The 15,752-nt window shown below is 49.4% G+C and carries 20 protein-coding genes; 16 read left to right on the forward strand and 4 right to left on the reverse strand.

The annotated features are described in order from the left end of the window. The first annotated feature begins 17 nt into the window (after positions 1–17). From D3P07_RS08040 to glnA, 7 genes are all read left to right on the forward strand, one after another. Positions 18–671, forward strand: a complete 654-nt coding sequence (locus tag D3P07_RS08040) for a peptidylprolyl isomerase (RefSeq protein ID WP_119799665.1) — start codon at positions 18–20, stop codon at positions 669–671. Positions 672–860: 189 nt separating this feature from the next. Then, positions 861–1,418, forward strand: coding sequence for a ribonuclease FAU-1 family protein (locus D3P07_RS08045; RefSeq protein ID WP_119800009.1), 558 nt, complete (start codon positions 861–863; stop codon positions 1,416–1,418). Next, positions 1,415–2,092 (forward strand): YdcF family protein, encoded by a 678-nt coding sequence (locus tag D3P07_RS08050; RefSeq protein WP_119799666.1) that lies wholly within the window; start codon positions 1,415–1,417, stop codon positions 2,090–2,092. The genes D3P07_RS08045 and D3P07_RS08050 overlap by 4 nt, the downstream gene beginning before the upstream one ends. A 301-nt stretch (positions 2,093–2,393) precedes the next feature. After that, a complete protein-coding gene (locus D3P07_RS08055; protein ID WP_119799667.1) occupies positions 2,394–3,377 on the forward strand; it encodes an AAA family ATPase in 984 nt (327 codons plus the stop codon). 31 nt (positions 3,378–3,408) lie between these two features. Beyond that, complete coding sequence (locus D3P07_RS08060) at positions 3,409–4,704, forward strand: methionine gamma-lyase family protein (protein WP_119799668.1); 1,296 nt, start codon at positions 3,409–3,411, stop codon at positions 4,702–4,704. A 61-nt stretch (positions 4,705–4,765) separates the two neighbouring features. Next, positions 4,766–5,176, forward strand: coding sequence for a MerR family transcriptional regulator (locus D3P07_RS08065; protein ID WP_119799669.1), 411 nt, complete (start codon positions 4,766–4,768; stop codon positions 5,174–5,176). A 26-nt stretch (positions 5,177–5,202) separates the two neighbouring features. Beyond that, positions 5,203–6,531 (forward strand): type I glutamate--ammonia ligase, encoded by a 1,329-nt coding sequence (gene glnA / locus D3P07_RS08070; RefSeq protein ID WP_119799670.1) that lies wholly within the window; start codon positions 5,203–5,205, stop codon positions 6,529–6,531. A 132-nt stretch (positions 6,532–6,663) separates the two neighbouring features. On the opposite strand, the gene D3P07_RS08075 is transcribed toward glnA, so the two are convergent. Beyond that, the gene (locus tag D3P07_RS08075; RefSeq protein WP_182914222.1) at positions 6,664–7,467 is read right to left on the reverse strand and encodes a DUF2935 domain-containing protein; all 804 of its coding nucleotides are present in this window, start codon (positions 7,465–7,467) and stop codon (positions 6,664–6,666) included. 713 nt (positions 7,468–8,180) lie between these two features. On the opposite strand from D3P07_RS08075, the gene D3P07_RS08080 reads away from it, so the two are divergent. The 5 genes from D3P07_RS08080 (at position 8,181) to D3P07_RS08100 (ending at position 11,745) form a co-directional block, all read left to right on the forward strand. Continuing rightward, positions 8,181–8,675 carry a TlpA family protein disulfide reductase gene (locus tag D3P07_RS08080; protein ID WP_119799671.1) on the forward strand — a complete coding sequence of 165 codons (495 nt, stop codon included), beginning with the start codon at positions 8,181–8,183 and terminating at the stop codon, positions 8,673–8,675. Then, entirely contained in the window at positions 8,675–9,148 is a 474-nt protein-coding gene (locus D3P07_RS08085; RefSeq protein ID WP_119799672.1) for a hypothetical protein, read from the forward strand. Before D3P07_RS08080 ends, D3P07_RS08085 begins: the two co-directional genes overlap by 1 nt. A 42-nt stretch (positions 9,149–9,190) precedes the next feature. Further along, the gene (locus D3P07_RS08090) at positions 9,191–9,592 is read left to right on the forward strand and encodes a hypothetical protein (RefSeq protein ID WP_119799673.1); all 402 of its coding nucleotides are present in this window, start codon (positions 9,191–9,193) and stop codon (positions 9,590–9,592) included. Continuing rightward, positions 9,589–11,412: an ABC transporter ATP-binding protein gene (locus D3P07_RS08095; RefSeq protein WP_119799674.1), complete on the forward strand. Its 1,824-nt coding sequence runs from the start codon at positions 9,589–9,591 to the stop codon at positions 11,410–11,412. The genes D3P07_RS08090 and D3P07_RS08095 overlap by 4 nt, the downstream gene beginning before the upstream one ends. 135 nt (positions 11,413–11,547) lie before the next feature. Beyond that, positions 11,548–11,745 carry a hypothetical protein gene (locus tag D3P07_RS08100; RefSeq protein WP_119799675.1) on the forward strand — a complete coding sequence of 66 codons (198 nt, stop codon included), beginning with the start codon at positions 11,548–11,550 and terminating at the stop codon, positions 11,743–11,745. Between the two features lie 53 nt (positions 11,746–11,798). Here the strand turns inward: D3P07_RS08100 and D3P07_RS08105 are convergent, their stop codons facing one another. After that, on the reverse strand, positions 11,799–11,975 hold the full coding sequence (locus D3P07_RS08105; protein WP_119799676.1) for a YjfB family protein: 177 nt from the start codon (positions 11,973–11,975) through the stop codon (positions 11,799–11,801). Between the two features lie 154 nt (positions 11,976–12,129). Next, positions 12,130–12,756: a transcriptional repressor LexA gene (gene lexA, locus D3P07_RS08110; RefSeq protein ID WP_119800011.1), complete on the reverse strand. Its 627-nt coding sequence runs from the start codon at positions 12,754–12,756 to the stop codon at positions 12,130–12,132. A gap of 158 nt (positions 12,757–12,914) precedes the next feature. Between lexA and yneA the strand changes: the two genes are divergently transcribed. The 4 genes from yneA to D3P07_RS08130 all read left to right on the forward strand — a co-directional run bounded on the left by yneA (position 12,915) and on the right by D3P07_RS08130 (position 15,001). Then, a complete protein-coding gene (gene yneA, locus D3P07_RS08115; RefSeq protein ID WP_182914223.1) occupies positions 12,915–13,289 on the forward strand; it encodes a cell division suppressor protein YneA in 375 nt (124 codons plus the stop codon). Positions 13,290–13,468: 179 nt separating this feature from the next. Then, on the forward strand, positions 13,469–13,666 hold the full coding sequence (locus D3P07_RS08120; RefSeq protein WP_119799678.1) for a DUF896 domain-containing protein: 198 nt from the start codon (positions 13,469–13,471) through the stop codon (positions 13,664–13,666). Between the two features lie 12 nt (positions 13,667–13,678). Beyond that, positions 13,679–14,185, forward strand: coding sequence for a hypothetical protein (locus tag D3P07_RS08125; protein WP_119799679.1), 507 nt, complete (start codon positions 13,679–13,681; stop codon positions 14,183–14,185). Positions 14,186–14,212: 27 nt separating this feature from the next. Next, entirely contained in the window at positions 14,213–15,001 is a 789-nt protein-coding gene (locus D3P07_RS08130; RefSeq protein ID WP_119799680.1) for an HAD family hydrolase, read from the forward strand. Between the two features lie 93 nt (positions 15,002–15,094). Here the strand turns inward: D3P07_RS08130 and D3P07_RS08135 are convergent, their stop codons facing one another. Further along, a complete protein-coding gene (locus D3P07_RS08135; protein WP_119799681.1) occupies positions 15,095–15,634 on the reverse strand; it encodes a 1,2-dihydroxy-3-keto-5-methylthiopentene dioxygenase in 540 nt (179 codons plus the stop codon). Positions 15,635–15,752 lie beyond the last annotated feature (118 nt).

Consider the following 15,752-nt stretch of genomic DNA (forward strand, 5'->3'; position numbering starts at 1 on the left):
GGAATAGGTGGTTGGACATGTCGATTCGAGGTTGGGGAACATTCCGAAACGTACTTGTAGTCATAGCTTTCATGCTGTTGGTTGCCGGTTGCGGGGCCAAAGGCAATGCGGTGACGTTGTCGGACGGTAAGTCCGACAACGGCCCGATTAAGGCCGTAAGCTGGGATAGAATGCCGCAAATGTCGATTGACCTGGACAAGCAGTATAAGGCCAAGATCGCGACAAGCAAAGGAGAATTCGTAGTTGAGCTGTATGCGAAGGCGGCACCCGTGACGGTGAACAACTTTGTATTCCTCTCGAACGAAGGCTTCTATGAAGGCCTGAAGTTTCATTCTATTATTGAATCCTTTATGATCCAGACTGGTGATCCGAAGGGCAACGGTACGGGCAATGCTGGTTACCGGATTCCCGATGAGCTAAGTTCGGAATCGGTCTACGAGGAAGGAACGGTGGCCATGTTCAATACAGGCGCACCGAACTCCGGAAGCAGTCAATTCTTTATTTGCACAGGCCCGGAGGCATCCAATCTCAACCGGCAGCCGAACTATACGATCTTCGGCAAAGTCGTAAGCGGAATGGATACCGTCCGTCTGATTGCGTCGAGTCCGGTTGAGAACGGCTCGCCGATCGAGGATATCATTATTGAATCAGTCAACATTGAGACCGTGTAGGCATAAAGCGCATCCGCCGATTGGATTAAGGGTCGACGGATGCGCTTTTTTGTTCGTAAGGCATCCATTCTTACCCGCGTTTGTACAGGCGGTACGTGTTTATTTTCCCCGTCGGGTGGAGATGGACGTTAAGATATGGTAATCTTTCTCTATAGGGGTTACCAATATGAACGGAAAGGTACGTTCCGCATGAAGAGAAAATTTTCCGACCGGGCGAATTGGCGCCGCATCCTGCGGAGAAGCTACTCCTGCCTGGCGCTTGACGGCGACGAGTTCCGAGGTCTGGTTACCTTTTATCGGATTCATGAGTTAAGGGAGCCGCTATGGAAGGAATACGACGGACGGAGACTCTGTCTGGCCGATCGCGGTTATTTGTGGATGCAGCATTTTCCGAAGGGTGAGCATTTTGTCGTGACGACGATGTTCGATGACAAAGGACGCGTCGTTCAATGGTATATCGATGTATGCAAGACGCAAGGCTTAACGGACCAGCAGGTGCCGTGGTTTGACGATTTGTATTTGGATGTGGTAGTGCTGCCAAGCGGCGAGGTTTATCTGATGGATGAGGATGAGCTGGAGGACGCCTTGCGTCAAGGAGACGTGAACGGAAGAGATGTCGCACTGGCCCGCAAGACAGCTGGAAGGCTGTTGTCCAGCATCCGCAACGGAAGATTCCGTTATTTTACGCTAAGTCTTAAGCATCGCAAGACGCTGGCGGAGAGAACGGGGGAGCTAAGCGAATCATGAAAGCTGCAGTTCAGAAGAAGAGCAGACCGCGGAGACGGAAGCGTGCATTTCGCCCGTGGCTGCTCTTATTTCGTTTGATCATGTGGGGAATCGCAGTTGGCGTCCTATGGAGCGGCTATATGCTGTGGCTTATTAACGGCTATAGCCCCAAAGAGGCGTATCCCGCTGCTGATGCCGGAATTGTACTGGGTGCGGCGCTATGGAATGATCGGCCCAGCCCTGCGCTGAGAGAGAGGCTGGAGTATGCCCGCACGATGCTGGAGAACGGGACGGTAAAGGCGTTGATCCTCTCCGGAGGGCACGGAGGGCGAGCTTCAACTTTGTCCGAGGCGGAGGGTATGCGGAACTATTTGGTGGAGAAAGGCGTTCCTGAAGACAAGCTGTTGCTAGAGACGCAATCGACGAGCACTTATCAAAATCTGTTGTTCAGCAGCATGCTCGCCGAAGAGCAGGGACTTGCAACGTATCTGGTCATTACGCATGATTACCATGCAGCACGCGCCGGAGAGATTGCGAAGTATGCAGGGCTTGATCTTGCTGGCGTAGCAGGCGTGAAGTCGCGTGTCCTGAACGAGTTTTACAACGATTCCAGGGAAGTGCTGGCCTATACGAAGTGGAAGCTGGACTGGCTGCTGCTGACCGCCGGTCTCCGTTCACCTGAGTCCATGCTTTGAATCTGCTAATATGCTGCTGCGAGATAGAATACACTTGTAATGCGTGTTCAAAAAGTCCGGTTTTCAGCACATGAGCTTATGCTTCCGATGATGCGTTTTTTCAAAACGCTGCAGAAGATGGGATGAAGTTAGGAAATGAGGAGCGGAGGGCAGTGGAAGCTGCGTGAGCACCGGAAGTTCCGGCTGAATGCCATATTCGATGTCGAGTAGGCATTCTGATCTGGATCGTGATCACAAGTGGATTTTTTGAACAACCTCTTGCAGTGCAAGCAGCTTCTGAAAAGGAAAGGTGATGCACCAGATGAGCGGACACGTCGTATCGGGACCAGGCAATGGATCAAGTAGACCTTCCCGCCAGATCAATGTCGTATTGCGCAGCCATGAGACGTTCGGCAATAGCGCTTCAGCCCATGCGCTTGAAGCGGAACCGCTGCCGGCTGTTAAGCCGTTGCCTGCGGTGGATCACTTTGCCGATATCCAGAAGGAACTGGAGCCGATGATCGGCATGGACAACGTAAAGTCACTGGTCTATGAGATTTATGCGCTGCTCTATATTAGCCGAATGCGGACAGAGGCAGGCTTGTATGGCGGCTCTCAAGTTTATCATATGATATTCAAGGGCAATCCCGGCACGGGGAAAACGACTATCGCTCGAATCGTAGCGAAGCTCCTCCAGAAGATGGGCGTGTTGACCAAAGGTCATCTCATCGAAGTGGAAAGAGCCGACCTGGTCGGCGAATATATCGGCCATACGGCGCAGAAGACCAGAGAGCTCGTGCGCAAGGCGCTGGGAGGCGTCTTGTTCGTGGATGAGGCGTATAGCCTTGCCAGAGGCGGAGAGAAGGACTTCGGCAAGGAAGCGATTGATACGCTGGTGAAGGCGATGGAGGATCATCGCAATCAGTTTGTGTTAATCTTGGCGGGATATCCGCTGGAGATCGAGCAGTTCCTGATGACGAACCCGGGTCTGCCTTCGCGCTTTCCGATTCAGATCGAGTTTCCCGATTACTCAGTAGACCAACTGATTCAAATCGGGGAGCTGATGGTGAAGGAACGGGATTATGTGATGATGCCGCAGACGGTATTCAAGCTTCGCCAGCATCTGATGCAGGAGAAGCAAAGCGATATGTTTTCGTTCAGCAATGCTAGATTCGTGCGCAATACGATTGAGAAGGCGATTCGGCATCAAGCCGTGCGCCTGATCGGACAATATTCCAATTCGGTGCCCGGCAAAGGCGAGTTAATGTCGATTCGGCCGGAGGACTTGAAATTAGATCGAAGCTAAGCTGCAATTTGAATAAGGGAGAAGCAGAAGCATGAGCAATATTCAACACGAGAACGGGGAGCTATGGGAAAGTCTGCTCCAGATGGCAGAAGCAGAGGAAGAACGGGTTGGTGAAGCGTTCCGCAGCATCGATCGGACTGCGGAACGCAATCAATGGAAGGTTATTGAGGCGTTCAAGCGCCATCAAGTAAGCGATTATCACTTTGCCGGGTCGACGGGGTACGGTTACAACGATCGGGGCCGAGAAGTATTGGATTTGGTGTACGCAGATGTATTCGGCGCGGAAGCGGCGCTGGTCAGACCGCATTTTGCATCCGGCACGCATACGATCAGCTGCGCCCTGTTCGGACTGCTTCGTCCAGGGGATGAGCTGCTCTATATTACAGGAAAGCCCTATGATACACTGCACAAGGTAATTGGCAAGCCGGGAGACGGCAAGGGCTCTCTGCAGGACTGGGGGGTCGCCTATAACGAGGTTGCGCTGCTTCCTGACGGAGGCCTGGATTGGGGCGGAATTGAAACGGCCTTAACGGAGAAAACCAAAGTGATAGGCATCCAACGGTCGCGCGGCTACGACTGGCGATCGAGCTTTACCGTGAAGCAAATCGGCAATATGATCCAGCGTGTCAAAGCTCTGAAGCCGGATGTTCTGATCTTCGTGGACAATTGTTACGGAGAGTTCACGGAGCTGACGGAGCCGACTCAGGTTGGAGCCGATCTTATTGCTGGCTCGCTTATCAAAAATCCTGGCGGCGGTCTTGCGGAGACCGGCGGGTATGTTGCGGGTACACAGAAGGCGGTGGAGGCAGCCTCCTACCGGCTGACCGCTCCGGGCATTGGCGGCGAAGTCGGCGCTATGCTGGGAACGATGCGTTCGATGTACCAAGGGCTCTTCCTGTCCCCTCATCTGGTCGGACAAGCCCTGAAGGGGAGCGTCTTTGCGGCGGCCATGTTCGAGCGTCTGGGCTTCGAGAGCAAGCCTCATTGGCGGGAGCCAAGAACGGATCTGATTCAAGCAGTCCGATTCGGACAAGCGGATCATCTGATCGCTTTTGTGCAGGGAATACAGGAGGCGGCGGCTGTGGATGCCCATGTTGTGCCCGAACCGTGGGACATGCCCGGCTATGAGAATCCTGTCATTATGGCAGCAGGCACCTTTATCCAGGGGGGCAGTCTGGAGCTGTCGGCAGATGCCCCGATCCGTGATCCGTACATCGCATACATGCAAGGCGGACTGACGTATGCCCATGCCAAATACGGTGTATTGATTGCGTTAACTAAGCTGGTCAAAAAAGGTTTGGTTGTGATTAAACCTCACACAACTTGACACATTTATGGCTCAACGATACAATGAACCTATAAATGAGCGACTGGAAGGTTGATGCGACATGGCTGATGAAATTCGCAGAAATATGGCCTTATTTCCAATAGGCATCGTTATGAAGCTGACGGATCTAACGGCCAGGCAAATCCGTTATTATGAGCAGCACGAGCTGATCGTGCCGGCGCGCACGGCCGGTAATCAGCGGCTATTCTCGTTCAACGACGTAGAACGGCTGCTCGAGATCAAATCTCTGATCGAGAAGGGCGTTAATATCGCAGGCATTAAGCAGGTCATGAATCCGGTATCCAAGGAATCGGATGATGCGACGATCGTCAGCGAGCAGTCCGAGGTGAAGCGCCGCGAGCTGTCCGACCAGCAACTGCATCGCCTGCTGAAGCAGCAGCTTCTTGAGAAGAGGCCGGGGCAAGCATCCATGATTCAGGGACAGCTGACCCGTTTCTTAAATAAACGGTAGTGAAATCGACCAGAGGAGATGATCTAGTGAGCTACACGAAAGAAGATATCAAGCGTATAGCAGAGGAGCAGAACGTACGGTTTATCCGTCTTCAATTTACCGATTTGCTCGGTACGATCAAAAACGTCGAAATACCGGTAAGCCAGTTGGATAAGGCTCTTGATAATAAAATGATGTTCGATGGTTCTTCCATCGAAGGTTATGTTCGTATCGAAGAATCTGACATGTACTTATACCCTGACCTGGATACTTGGGTTGTCTTCCCTTGGGTAGCGCAGGATCGCGTCGCAAGACTGATCTGCGATATCTATATGCCGGACGGCACGCCATTCGCAGGCGATCCGCGAGGCATTCTGAAGCGTGCCCTGAAGGAAGCTGAGGAGATGGGCTACTCGGCGATGAACGTGGGTCCAGAGCCGGAGTTCTTCCTGTTCAAGACGGACGAGCGCGGCGAGCCGACGACGGAGCTGAATGATCAAGGCGGCTACTTCGATCTGGCGCCGATGGATCTGGGCGAGAACTGCCGCCGCGAGATCGTGCTAACGCTGGAGGAGATGGGCTTTGAGATCGAGGCTTCTCACCACGAGGTGGCTCCGGGGCAGCATGAGATCGACTTCAAATATGCCGATGCGATTAAGGCGGCGGACCAAATCCAAACCTTTAAGCTCGTTGTTAAAACGATCGCGCGCGTGCACGGCTTGCACGCCACCTTTATGGCGAAGCCGCTATTCGGGGTTAACGGCTCGGGCATGCACTGTCACCAGTCGTTGTTCCAAGGCAGCACGAACGCGTTCTACGACGAGAAGGACAAGCTTGGCCTTAGCGATACCGCTCGTTATTACATGGCAGGCGTGCTGAAGCATGCACGCGCAATGGCGGCTATTACCAATCCGACGGTCAACTCGTACAAGCGTCTGGTTCCGGGCTATGAGGCGCCTTGCTACGTGGCCTGGTCGGCAAGCAACCGTTCGCCAATGATCCGTATTCCGGCATCGCGCGGTCTCTCGACACGCGTCGAATTGCGCAACCCGGACCCGACAGCGAATCCATATCTGGCGCTTGCTGTCATGCTGAAGGCTGGCCTGGATGGCATTCGCAACCAGACGCCGCTCCCGGCTCCAATTGACCGCAATATCTATATCATGACGGAAGAAGAGCGGGTAGACGAAGGCATTCCAAGTCTGCCGGTTGACCTGAGAGAGGCGCTGGACGAAATGCTGAAGAGCGATATCGTCTGTGAAGCGCTCGGCGACCACGCACTGGCACACTTCTACGAGCTGAAGGAAATCGAGTGGGATATGTACCGCACGCAAGTTCACCAATGGGAACGCGATCAATATTTGACGCATTACTAATAGGGAACATTCCGTAATAACGCGGATTTAAGGGGATGTTGTTTCGAGGGCAATCGAGTAATCGCAGATTACTTGACTGCCTCCGAAATGCGTCCCCTTTTTGATTTGCTTATATGAATATATCGTTCGGCCTTAATGGGAAGGATTTCCGGTTAGACTGTTTTCAAACATATCAATGATAACAAGGAAATGCTCTGCTTCTCGAAATACATGGTCCGCCAATAAAGGATGAATGATGCTTTTGATACGGCAGGCTTCAATTAGTTCTCGAGCTGTTTTTTTGAAGTCGCGAAGCGATTTAACGGACACCCTGTTTTGGTCCAGAAATTGGTCAAGGAGCGGAACCGTTTGCGATTGAGGACGCATTGATTCCAAGTCCTTTGCTTGAAATAGCAAGGTGTCAAATTCTTGACTGAAGTTATTTGCCTGTTCCACTAGCTGCCGCTCGGAAGGATCAAGCAAGTGGCTTATGAATTTGGCATGATCAGCCATAATTCTTAGAAAAAAGACGTTTTCATCAATAATGGCATCAGGCAGAGGCTCCAGGCGACCTGTATTTAATTCCGACAACCGATTTCTGAAATAGTTAGCTTCTCTGCTTACATGATCAACTAACAATGGGAAGTTGTTCGCTCCTGGGAGTTGGCATGTCAGTATTAATCCGAGCACTTTTCTTTTGAAAGCCCAAATATAAGAAACTGCAGTGTGTACTTCTTCATTGAATCTTTTTATGACGGTGGGATCTGTTCCAATCGTAAACGCATTGGATTTATTTTCGATGGCTTCAAAGATGGCATAGAAATGATTGGCCTCATTGATCAATTGAGTATCCTCACAACGGAACCCCAATCGAAGAAAAAGAGAATGCTCTTTCATAATTCGTGACCAAAACCTAACTTCTTCTAATGAACGCGCTACAAATGACTGATCTAACATTGGCAGCATCTCCCCTGAGACCGTAATCTTTAAGAGTACTGTATGAGAGGAGAATTTGTACTATTCCCTTATTACCCCAAAAGCTCACTCTCATTATTTTTAGTCACAAGCATGCCGACGATGAGAACGGCGAGTAAAAGGAAGTCGATACCGAGAATACGCTTGAATAAATCACAACCATTTCGACTAACCCCCGATAATTAATGAGTGCATCTTCATTTATTATGTCGTCGTCATTTGCTTATTCAAATAGTAAAATATACCCAAAATGCACTTGTTTCAATTGATGTTGGGAGGCGCTCGTTGCATTTTGTCGTTTGCTGTAATGTTTTGTAAGGTTTCGTTGAAACCGTTTACAATTATATATTCAGGTTATATATTGTTAACTATCGAAGCAATATATTCCAAAAATATTAAATTCGTGCTAGAGGGGATAGATTAACTTGCCCAATATGTTGCCTACTGAAAGGAGGTGAATAATAATGGCATGTCCAAACGGATGTAGATCCTCGATATGGGTTACGTATTGCACAAGCTATTGCCCAGGTGCAAATAGCCACACAAGAAGAAGAGTATTAGTATGTCCTTCCGAAAATTGCAGCGTTAACGGGCCTTGTGATTGCTGGTAAAATTAAGTTTCGCGGAGAATCTCTCGATTTGCTTGAGAGATTCTCTTTCTGCTATTTCAAACGATAAAAAGGGGAGGGAACGCGATGGATCAGATGGAGAAACAGTTGCCATCATTTCTGAAAGTGGAAGAAGGATTGCAAATCGGCGATTTCATGCCCAATATACGTATTCCCAATTATGATTCCTTGCAATTATATGATTTCATAACCGATTACTTATTGATTGCTACGATTAGCACGACCTGCGCTCCTTGTCTGCCTGCGATGGAGGCGATCGACGCTTTGATCCAGCGATATCCCGCAATGAATCTGGTTATCTTCATCGATACGGAGAAAGGGACGTTCGAGCAAGCGAAGGAGATTTTTCACCCGTCCGCACGGCTTTATCATGCAACGGATGATGTCATGTTCGGCGAGCTGAAGACCCGCGGTTATCCATGGGCATACGGATTAAATGCGGAAGGGCAAATCATTACGATTGAGCATGCGGGCAGCATGGAGTATTGGGAGAAGCTGATGTTTCCATTCAAAAGATTTATGAAGCCGCAAGCAGTACTTTTCATGAAGGAGGAGCTGTAATGAGCAAGCGAAGCTTTCGTGATTTGTTCAAACGGGAAACGCTGGAGAGAGAGCAGTCCTATTCTTCCAGTCCAGTCGAAACAGCCGTGCAGCCCTTTATCCCCGGCGTGCCGTTTCCTGGCTTTGCATTGGATGCCAGGCTTGCGGAAGCCGAGAAGGCTGCGGTTCTCTTCGTTTCGTTAACCTGCAGCAGCTGTATCGATCTGCTGCCTGAGCTTGTTGCATTTGGGACTGACTTCGATGGTCTGCTCTTGGTTGTCAGCAGCGGGCTGAAGGAGGAGAACGAGGAACTGGTTCGTTATTATGACTATTCCTTCCCCGTCTATACGATGGAGGAGAACATCTATAAAGCGAGATTTGAGCTTGAGGCGACACCGGCGGCCATCATACTTGAAAAGGGCTTAATGATGCAGCAATTTACGATTCAGCATATCGGACATCTGTATGAGCAGTGTGGAGTCCAAAGAGGGTAAAGCAGAAGAGGTTATGATTCCATTCCGAAGGGGAAGTTGAATATGCACGCAGCTATAAGCGGACAGCTTGTTATCGCGGATCGAGTTACCGACAATTATGAAGCCAGGGCGCATTGTATTCAAAATGTGCGCAATGTCGTGCACATACGTACATTTCCATCGGTTACGCTTTTTTATTTGTGGGCAAAGGTATTGTTTTACGGTACGGATCATGGAGTGGTCTGGATTAAAGTCTATGATGCCGATCATCAGACGGTATGGGAGAAAAAATGCGAAGGACTGGTCAATAAGCGCGTATCTCCAGCTCCTGCTGGTCTCGATATGGCTTTCCAGCCGCGATTTGTGGTGCATGAAGAAGGATTGTTCCACTTTGTCATGACCGATGCTGATGGAGAGACGTTGGCTCATTATCCACTATATATTGCGAGCCTGGACCCATCATGAATAAATCATTCGGCAAGCTGCGCACGTTCGGTTTGTTGATTCCAATTTTATGGAAAATTTCAGGTGCGGCGCTTGTGATTCTCATTGGGATTACGCTGGCACAGGCGTTTATTCCAATCGCGCAGCTTGCACTAACGAGCAGGCTGGTGGAGGAAGCGGCGCTGCTGTTTCAAGGGAACAGCGATCAGGGGATGCGAGACGTACAGATACTTGTAGGGCTGCAGCTTGCCTTGCTTTTGTCCGGCGCATTATTGGGAGGCGTATTTAAATATACGCAACAATTATTTAACCAGCGTGCCACACTATACTTCGATGAGCTTTTGTCGACGAAAGTGAACCGGCTGCCTCTTTCTTATTTTGACAATCATCTGAACTATGACCGGCTGCAACGGACGTCCTTTAGCATGCAGCTCCAAGGCATAGGCATTATTTTTACGATTCTGACCATGATTCAGAACATGATCACCGTCATCGGCTATATGGTGATTCTGTTTCAATTTCATTGGTTGCTGTCGCTCGGCATGCTGCTTCTCGTTGTGCCTATGTTATGGTCCTACCTATTCGAAAGCAAAGCGATGTTCAAGCTGATCATTCATCAGACGCCGGATGAGCGCATGTCATCCTACATTAGCAACCTGCTCAAAAGCAGGGAGGGCGCCAAGGAGATTCGAGTATTTGAATTGGCCTCTTATTTGATCGATAAGTGGAAGCGAATCGCCTTGAGGAATGTCGGCAGACTGCTTGCCCTCGAAAGGAAAACAATTGGCATCACCTATAGTGTGCAGCTATTCACGTTGACGCTGCTGAGCGGCATGCTGCTGTTCGCCTTGCATACCGGTGCGAATGGCGGGCTGGTGATCGGTCAATACGTTGCGCTGGCACAAGCGTTGTTCAGCTCACAAGCGCTTGTTCAGGGGCTGGCGCAGGGTTACTCCAACATCCATCAGGGCTTGCTGCATGCTAATGAAATGATTTCATTTGTGAATCTCCCTGAAGGGAATGGGGAGGAGGGCGATCAGGTGTTTCCGTCCCCGATCAAGCAAGGCATAACGGTCGAGCATCTTACCTTTCAATACGATGGAGCCCCCGGTCCGGCGATTGATGGCATTAGCTTTTCGATTGGGGCGGGTGAAACGATAGCCATTGTTGGAGATAATGGAGCAGGCAAGAGCACGCTGGCGAAATGTCTGCTTGGATTGTATGCGCCGGACAAAGGTTCCATAGCAGTCGATGGGGTAGAATATGCGAGCATATCCTCTTCCAGCATTCGAAGCCGCATGAGCGCGATTTTCCAAGATTTTGTGCAGTTTCCCTTCCCGGTATGGGAAAACATTGGTTTAGGCGGCATCAACGAGATTGCCAACCGGCACAAGCTTCAGAAATCCAGCGAAGAAGCGAATACCGCATCCTTTATTCAGAAGCTGCCGCAAGGCTGGGATACCGTGCTTGGCGTTCAATTCGATGGCGGCCATGAGCTCTCTTACGGTCAATGGCAGCGTATTGCACTGAATCGGGCTTTTTACCGGGAGTTTGAGCTCATTGTATTGGACGAGCCTACTGCGTCGCTTGATCCCATGACCGAAGCGGCTATCTTCGAGAACCTGATGAAGTTAACGAACGGCAGAACCTCGGTATTTATCACTCATCGTCTGGGAAGCTGCCGGTTTGCGGATCGCATTATTGTGCTTAAGGATGGATGTCTGGTGGAAGAGGGAAGTCATGATGCTTTAATGATACGCAATGGAGAATATGCGGCGATGTTCCGCAAGCAAGCAGGCTGGTATACGAAAGAATGGGAGGAGCAGTCGCTGGGTGTATAACCACCGGCGCTGCTCCTTCTTTGCTCATTGCCAATGGGCCATAGTCAAGCTGTCGAAAAAGGTAAAAACTTCATGTGACGCGAACGTATGTTTTGGATATAATAAGAACATACATTCGATCGGGTGGTGATTAGCATGGAGAGCTATATGGGCAAGGTCGTGCAGCTTATATATATTGACAGGAAGAAAAACGTGTCGATTCGTGATGTGCGCATCATTTCGGTGAAAGGCAAACAGTTCAAAGCGTATTGCTACTCGGCAGGGGCTATGCGTATATTTAACGAGGATAACGTAGTGGATGTGGAGATTTCCAGACATGTGTGGAAAGCGTAGGAGACTTGGCAGCCATGTAAAATAAAAACCCGCGATAATCGCGGGTTGAATCATTACGCTCGAAGATCCAGGGTTTGACCAAGATTAGGGTCGAGGCTCTTGCCAATCATGTCTGTCAGCTGTTGCCCTTGCTGCTCGGCTTGACCTTTGGCGATGCTAAGCATCTTGATGCCTACGGATTGAGCGAGCCTTGATTGGCTTAATGCGATCGATAATGCGCCAATATCCAAGTTATACACCTCCTACTAGCTATATCGGCAGGAAGCTAGCCGCGATGAAGGAATGGATGGATTTTATAGTGATTCTATTGTTGAACAAGATGTCTGTGATCAAAAAAGGCTGCTGACATGAATGAAAATCATGCGAGCAGCCTTCTTGCTATTATTAATGGATATCGCGGAACAATCCGATGACCTTGCCGAGAATCGTGACGTTCTTCAGACGGATTGGCTCCATCGTAGCGTTCTCCGGCTGGAGACGGATATGATCCTTCTCCTTGTAGAATGTCTTGACGGTTGCCTCGTCATCCTCTGTCATCGCAACGACGATCTCGCCGTTGTTGGCCGTCTGCTGCTGGCGTACGATGACGTAGTCGCCATTATGTATGCCTGCTTCAATCATGCTCTCGCCGATAACGTTAAGAATAAAGACTTTGCTGTCCCCGACATAATGGGAAGGAAGGGGGAAATAATCCTCTATGTTCTCCGTAGCCGTAATCGGAATGCCGGCCGTAACCTTACCCACGATCGGCACTTGCGCGACTGGAAACGGAATGACATTGTCATTGTCATTATCGTCTTGATTCAGAATCTCTATAGCGCGAGGCTTGGTTGGGTCGCGGCGGATGAAGCCTTTCTTCTCCAGCCTGTCCAGATGGCCGTGAACGGTGGAACTGGACAGCAGGCCAACGGCTTCTGCGATTTCCCGAACGGAGGGCGGGTAACCCTTATCCCGAACTTCCTGCTTGATAAATTCAAGAATCGAATGTTGCCGTTTGGACAGCTTCGACACGTACATCATCTCCATTCATCTTATTGTGTCAAATTATAACACAGAACCGCAGTTCGTACAAACATAAGTTCTCAAGCACAAGGGTTCGTATTTTTCTATTGACTGGAACATTTGTTCGTGTTATTCTGAGAACAGAACAAATGTTTGGGGTGCTGATTATGATGATAATGAATCCTTCTTCATACCGTTCCATCCACATGGAACCTGACACATCCAAGAATACGACATACATAAGTGTCATTAGCGGCTGGATCAAGGCGAATGGCATGCGGATCGTGGCAAGCTTATTGGTAGCTGTGCTGCTCTTTACAAGCTTTATGCTAATGGGAACAAAGGCATCAGGCACGGTGGAGCCAACGGAGCAAGAGCAGGTAGTGACAGTCGGAAGCGGCGATTCCTTGTGGTCGATTGCGAGACGATATGCGGAGAAGCATGATGATGTCCGGTATCTTGTCTATACGATTAAGAACCGCAACAATTTGACTGATTCCTTGATTATTCCGGGGCAACAGCTGATCATTCCGGATCTATAATAGAAGAAGTGCAAGAAGCGCTGCAACCTTTGGGTTATAGCGCTCTTTTTTTGTCTCATTTTCTGGTATACTAGTAGAGTTGAGTTCAAAAATGAACAATTCCTGTAACCTTGATCATAACGGTTCGTATTGTCACGGTAAGGAATGCAATGTTTACAGCTAGAGGGGAGTTGAAACACATGGATATCGATAAATTGATCGCACGTATTAACGAGCTTTCCCGCAAAAATAAAACGGTTGGCTTAACGGACGAGGAAACGAAAGAGCGCGACGAATTGAGGCAGCGTTATTTGAACAACTTCAAAAGCAACTTCAAGCAGCAGCTCGATTCGATTAAATACGTCGAAGACGAAGAGGACAACAACATTAAGCATTAGGAGGAACTAACCTTGTCACGGTCATGGGAACGCAAAGTACGTAAAAACATGAGCAAGATCAATAAGGTCCGCAAAAAAAGTGGCGGAGCGCCGGTCGTATTTAATGCGGAGAAAAAGGATCGTTATTCAGGACGCAACTATGTATTTCCGATTTTGCTGTTGATTTTTGTAGGGATGTACAGCTTTGTCATGCAAGGCGACCCTAAGTTCGAGGCGACCACCATGTATTGGGTGACCGTAGCTTGCTATATCATTTTGGCGGCATTGTTTTTCCTCCGCAAGCCTTATTTGACGATCGGCAAGGATTATGTGCAGTCGCGCCGTTTTACAGGGGACAAGCGTCTGAATGTTGCCGATATTAAAGGCATTCGGGTACAAGACGGATACGTCACGATTATGCCGCAGAAGGGCGCCAGCTGGACCTATTCTCGCTTGCTCAACCGTTTCAAGACGGACGAGATGGCAGCAAAGCTGAAAACATTCGCGGGTACGCATGGCATTGCATTTGACGAAAAATAATAGATTCGTGGGGGAGTAGAGACCATCATGGCCAAACAGGCGGTATTATTTGATCTGGATGACACGCTATTATGGGATGACCGCAGTGTAAAGGAAGCATTCGAGGCAACTTGCAGAGCGGGGGCAGAGGCGACAGGCGTCGATATCGGCGAGCTGGAAGCGGCTGTACGCAAGGAAGCAAGAGAGCTGTATGAATCCTATGAGACATTTCCTTTCACAAAGATGATTGGTATCAATCCGTTCGAAGGATTGTGGGCAAACTTTGCGGAAGGCGAGCAAGAAGAATTCCGCAAGCTTCAGCAGCTTGCGCCGAATTACCGGAGAGAAGCCTGGACGCGCGGGCTAAAGGCGCTGGGTGTCGACGATCGGGAGCTTGGCGCCAAGCTGGCTGAGCAATTCCCGGCGGAGAGACGCAAGCGTCCCATCGTCTACGACGAAACGTTTGCTGTCCTTGACAAGCTGAAGAGCAAATATAAGCTGCTGCTGCTTACAAATGGCTCTCCTGATCTTCAGAAAGAGAAATTGGACGGTGTGCCGGCACTTATTCCTTACTTTGATCATATTATCATCTCAGGACAGTTCGGCGAAGGGAAGCCAGCGGCGTCGATCTTCAAGCATGCGCTGGAGAAGCTCGGCATCGAACCCGATCATGGCATCATGGTGGGAGACAAGCTGACGACGGACATCCTTGGAGCGAACACGATTGGCATGACATCCGTCTGGATTAACCGCCACGGCATGGTGCGCAACGATGAGATTGTTCCTACGTATGAAATTGCGAACCTGGAAGAGCTGCTCCAGATTCTGGAACAATAATCGTTTTAAATTGTAAAAACTTCAGGCACAAAAACAAGCCCCTTACCGGTCGGTTTGGCCGGGAGGGGCTTGCAGCTTTATTCTCATACAGTCTTACTTCGAAAACGTCGGATCTGCGTAAGGATGGGCGATCCAGCCTTCCGTCTCGATAAAGAGGCGAACGGCTACGATTTGGCGATTTTCCATAAGCGTGAAGAAATGCGCTTTATGCTCCGGTACGGAGATAACGTCGCCAGCTTCCAGCTCAACATCGAAGTAACCGACATCGTCAGTTCCTTTAATGATGAAGATACCGCGTCCTGCTGTAATGGCACGAACTTCATCTTCTGTGTGCGTATGGACATTCTCGAATTTCTTCAGCAGCTCGTCAAGATTAGGAGTTGCGTCAGACAGGGAGATGATGTCCCAAGTTCTGTAACCGCGGCGCGCGGCAAGGTCGCTAATTTCTGTTTCATACGTTTTTAGAATTGCAGCTTTCTCTTCATCGGACAGCACAAATTTATCTTGCAGCTCCTCGGATAGCTTGCTTGGATCCCAATGCTCGTACAGCACCTCTTGGCTGTCCAGAAAAGCGCGAACGTTTTCTTCTCCTTTAATCCGTTCCTCTGTATTGCGAATGCGAATTTCAGCCATACCATTCCCTCTTTTCCAATAGAAATTAAATGATATAATGATTATAATTCAATTCAAAGCGATTGTCGATGGAAGTTCCTTTTCAGTATAAGGTGATTCTGTTAAACTATTTGGTAAT

Source organism: Paenibacillus sp. 1011MAR3C5 (genome assembly GCF_003591485.1).
In the GTDB taxonomy this organism is placed as follows: Bacteria; Bacillota; Bacilli; order Paenibacillales; family Paenibacillaceae; genus Pristimantibacillus.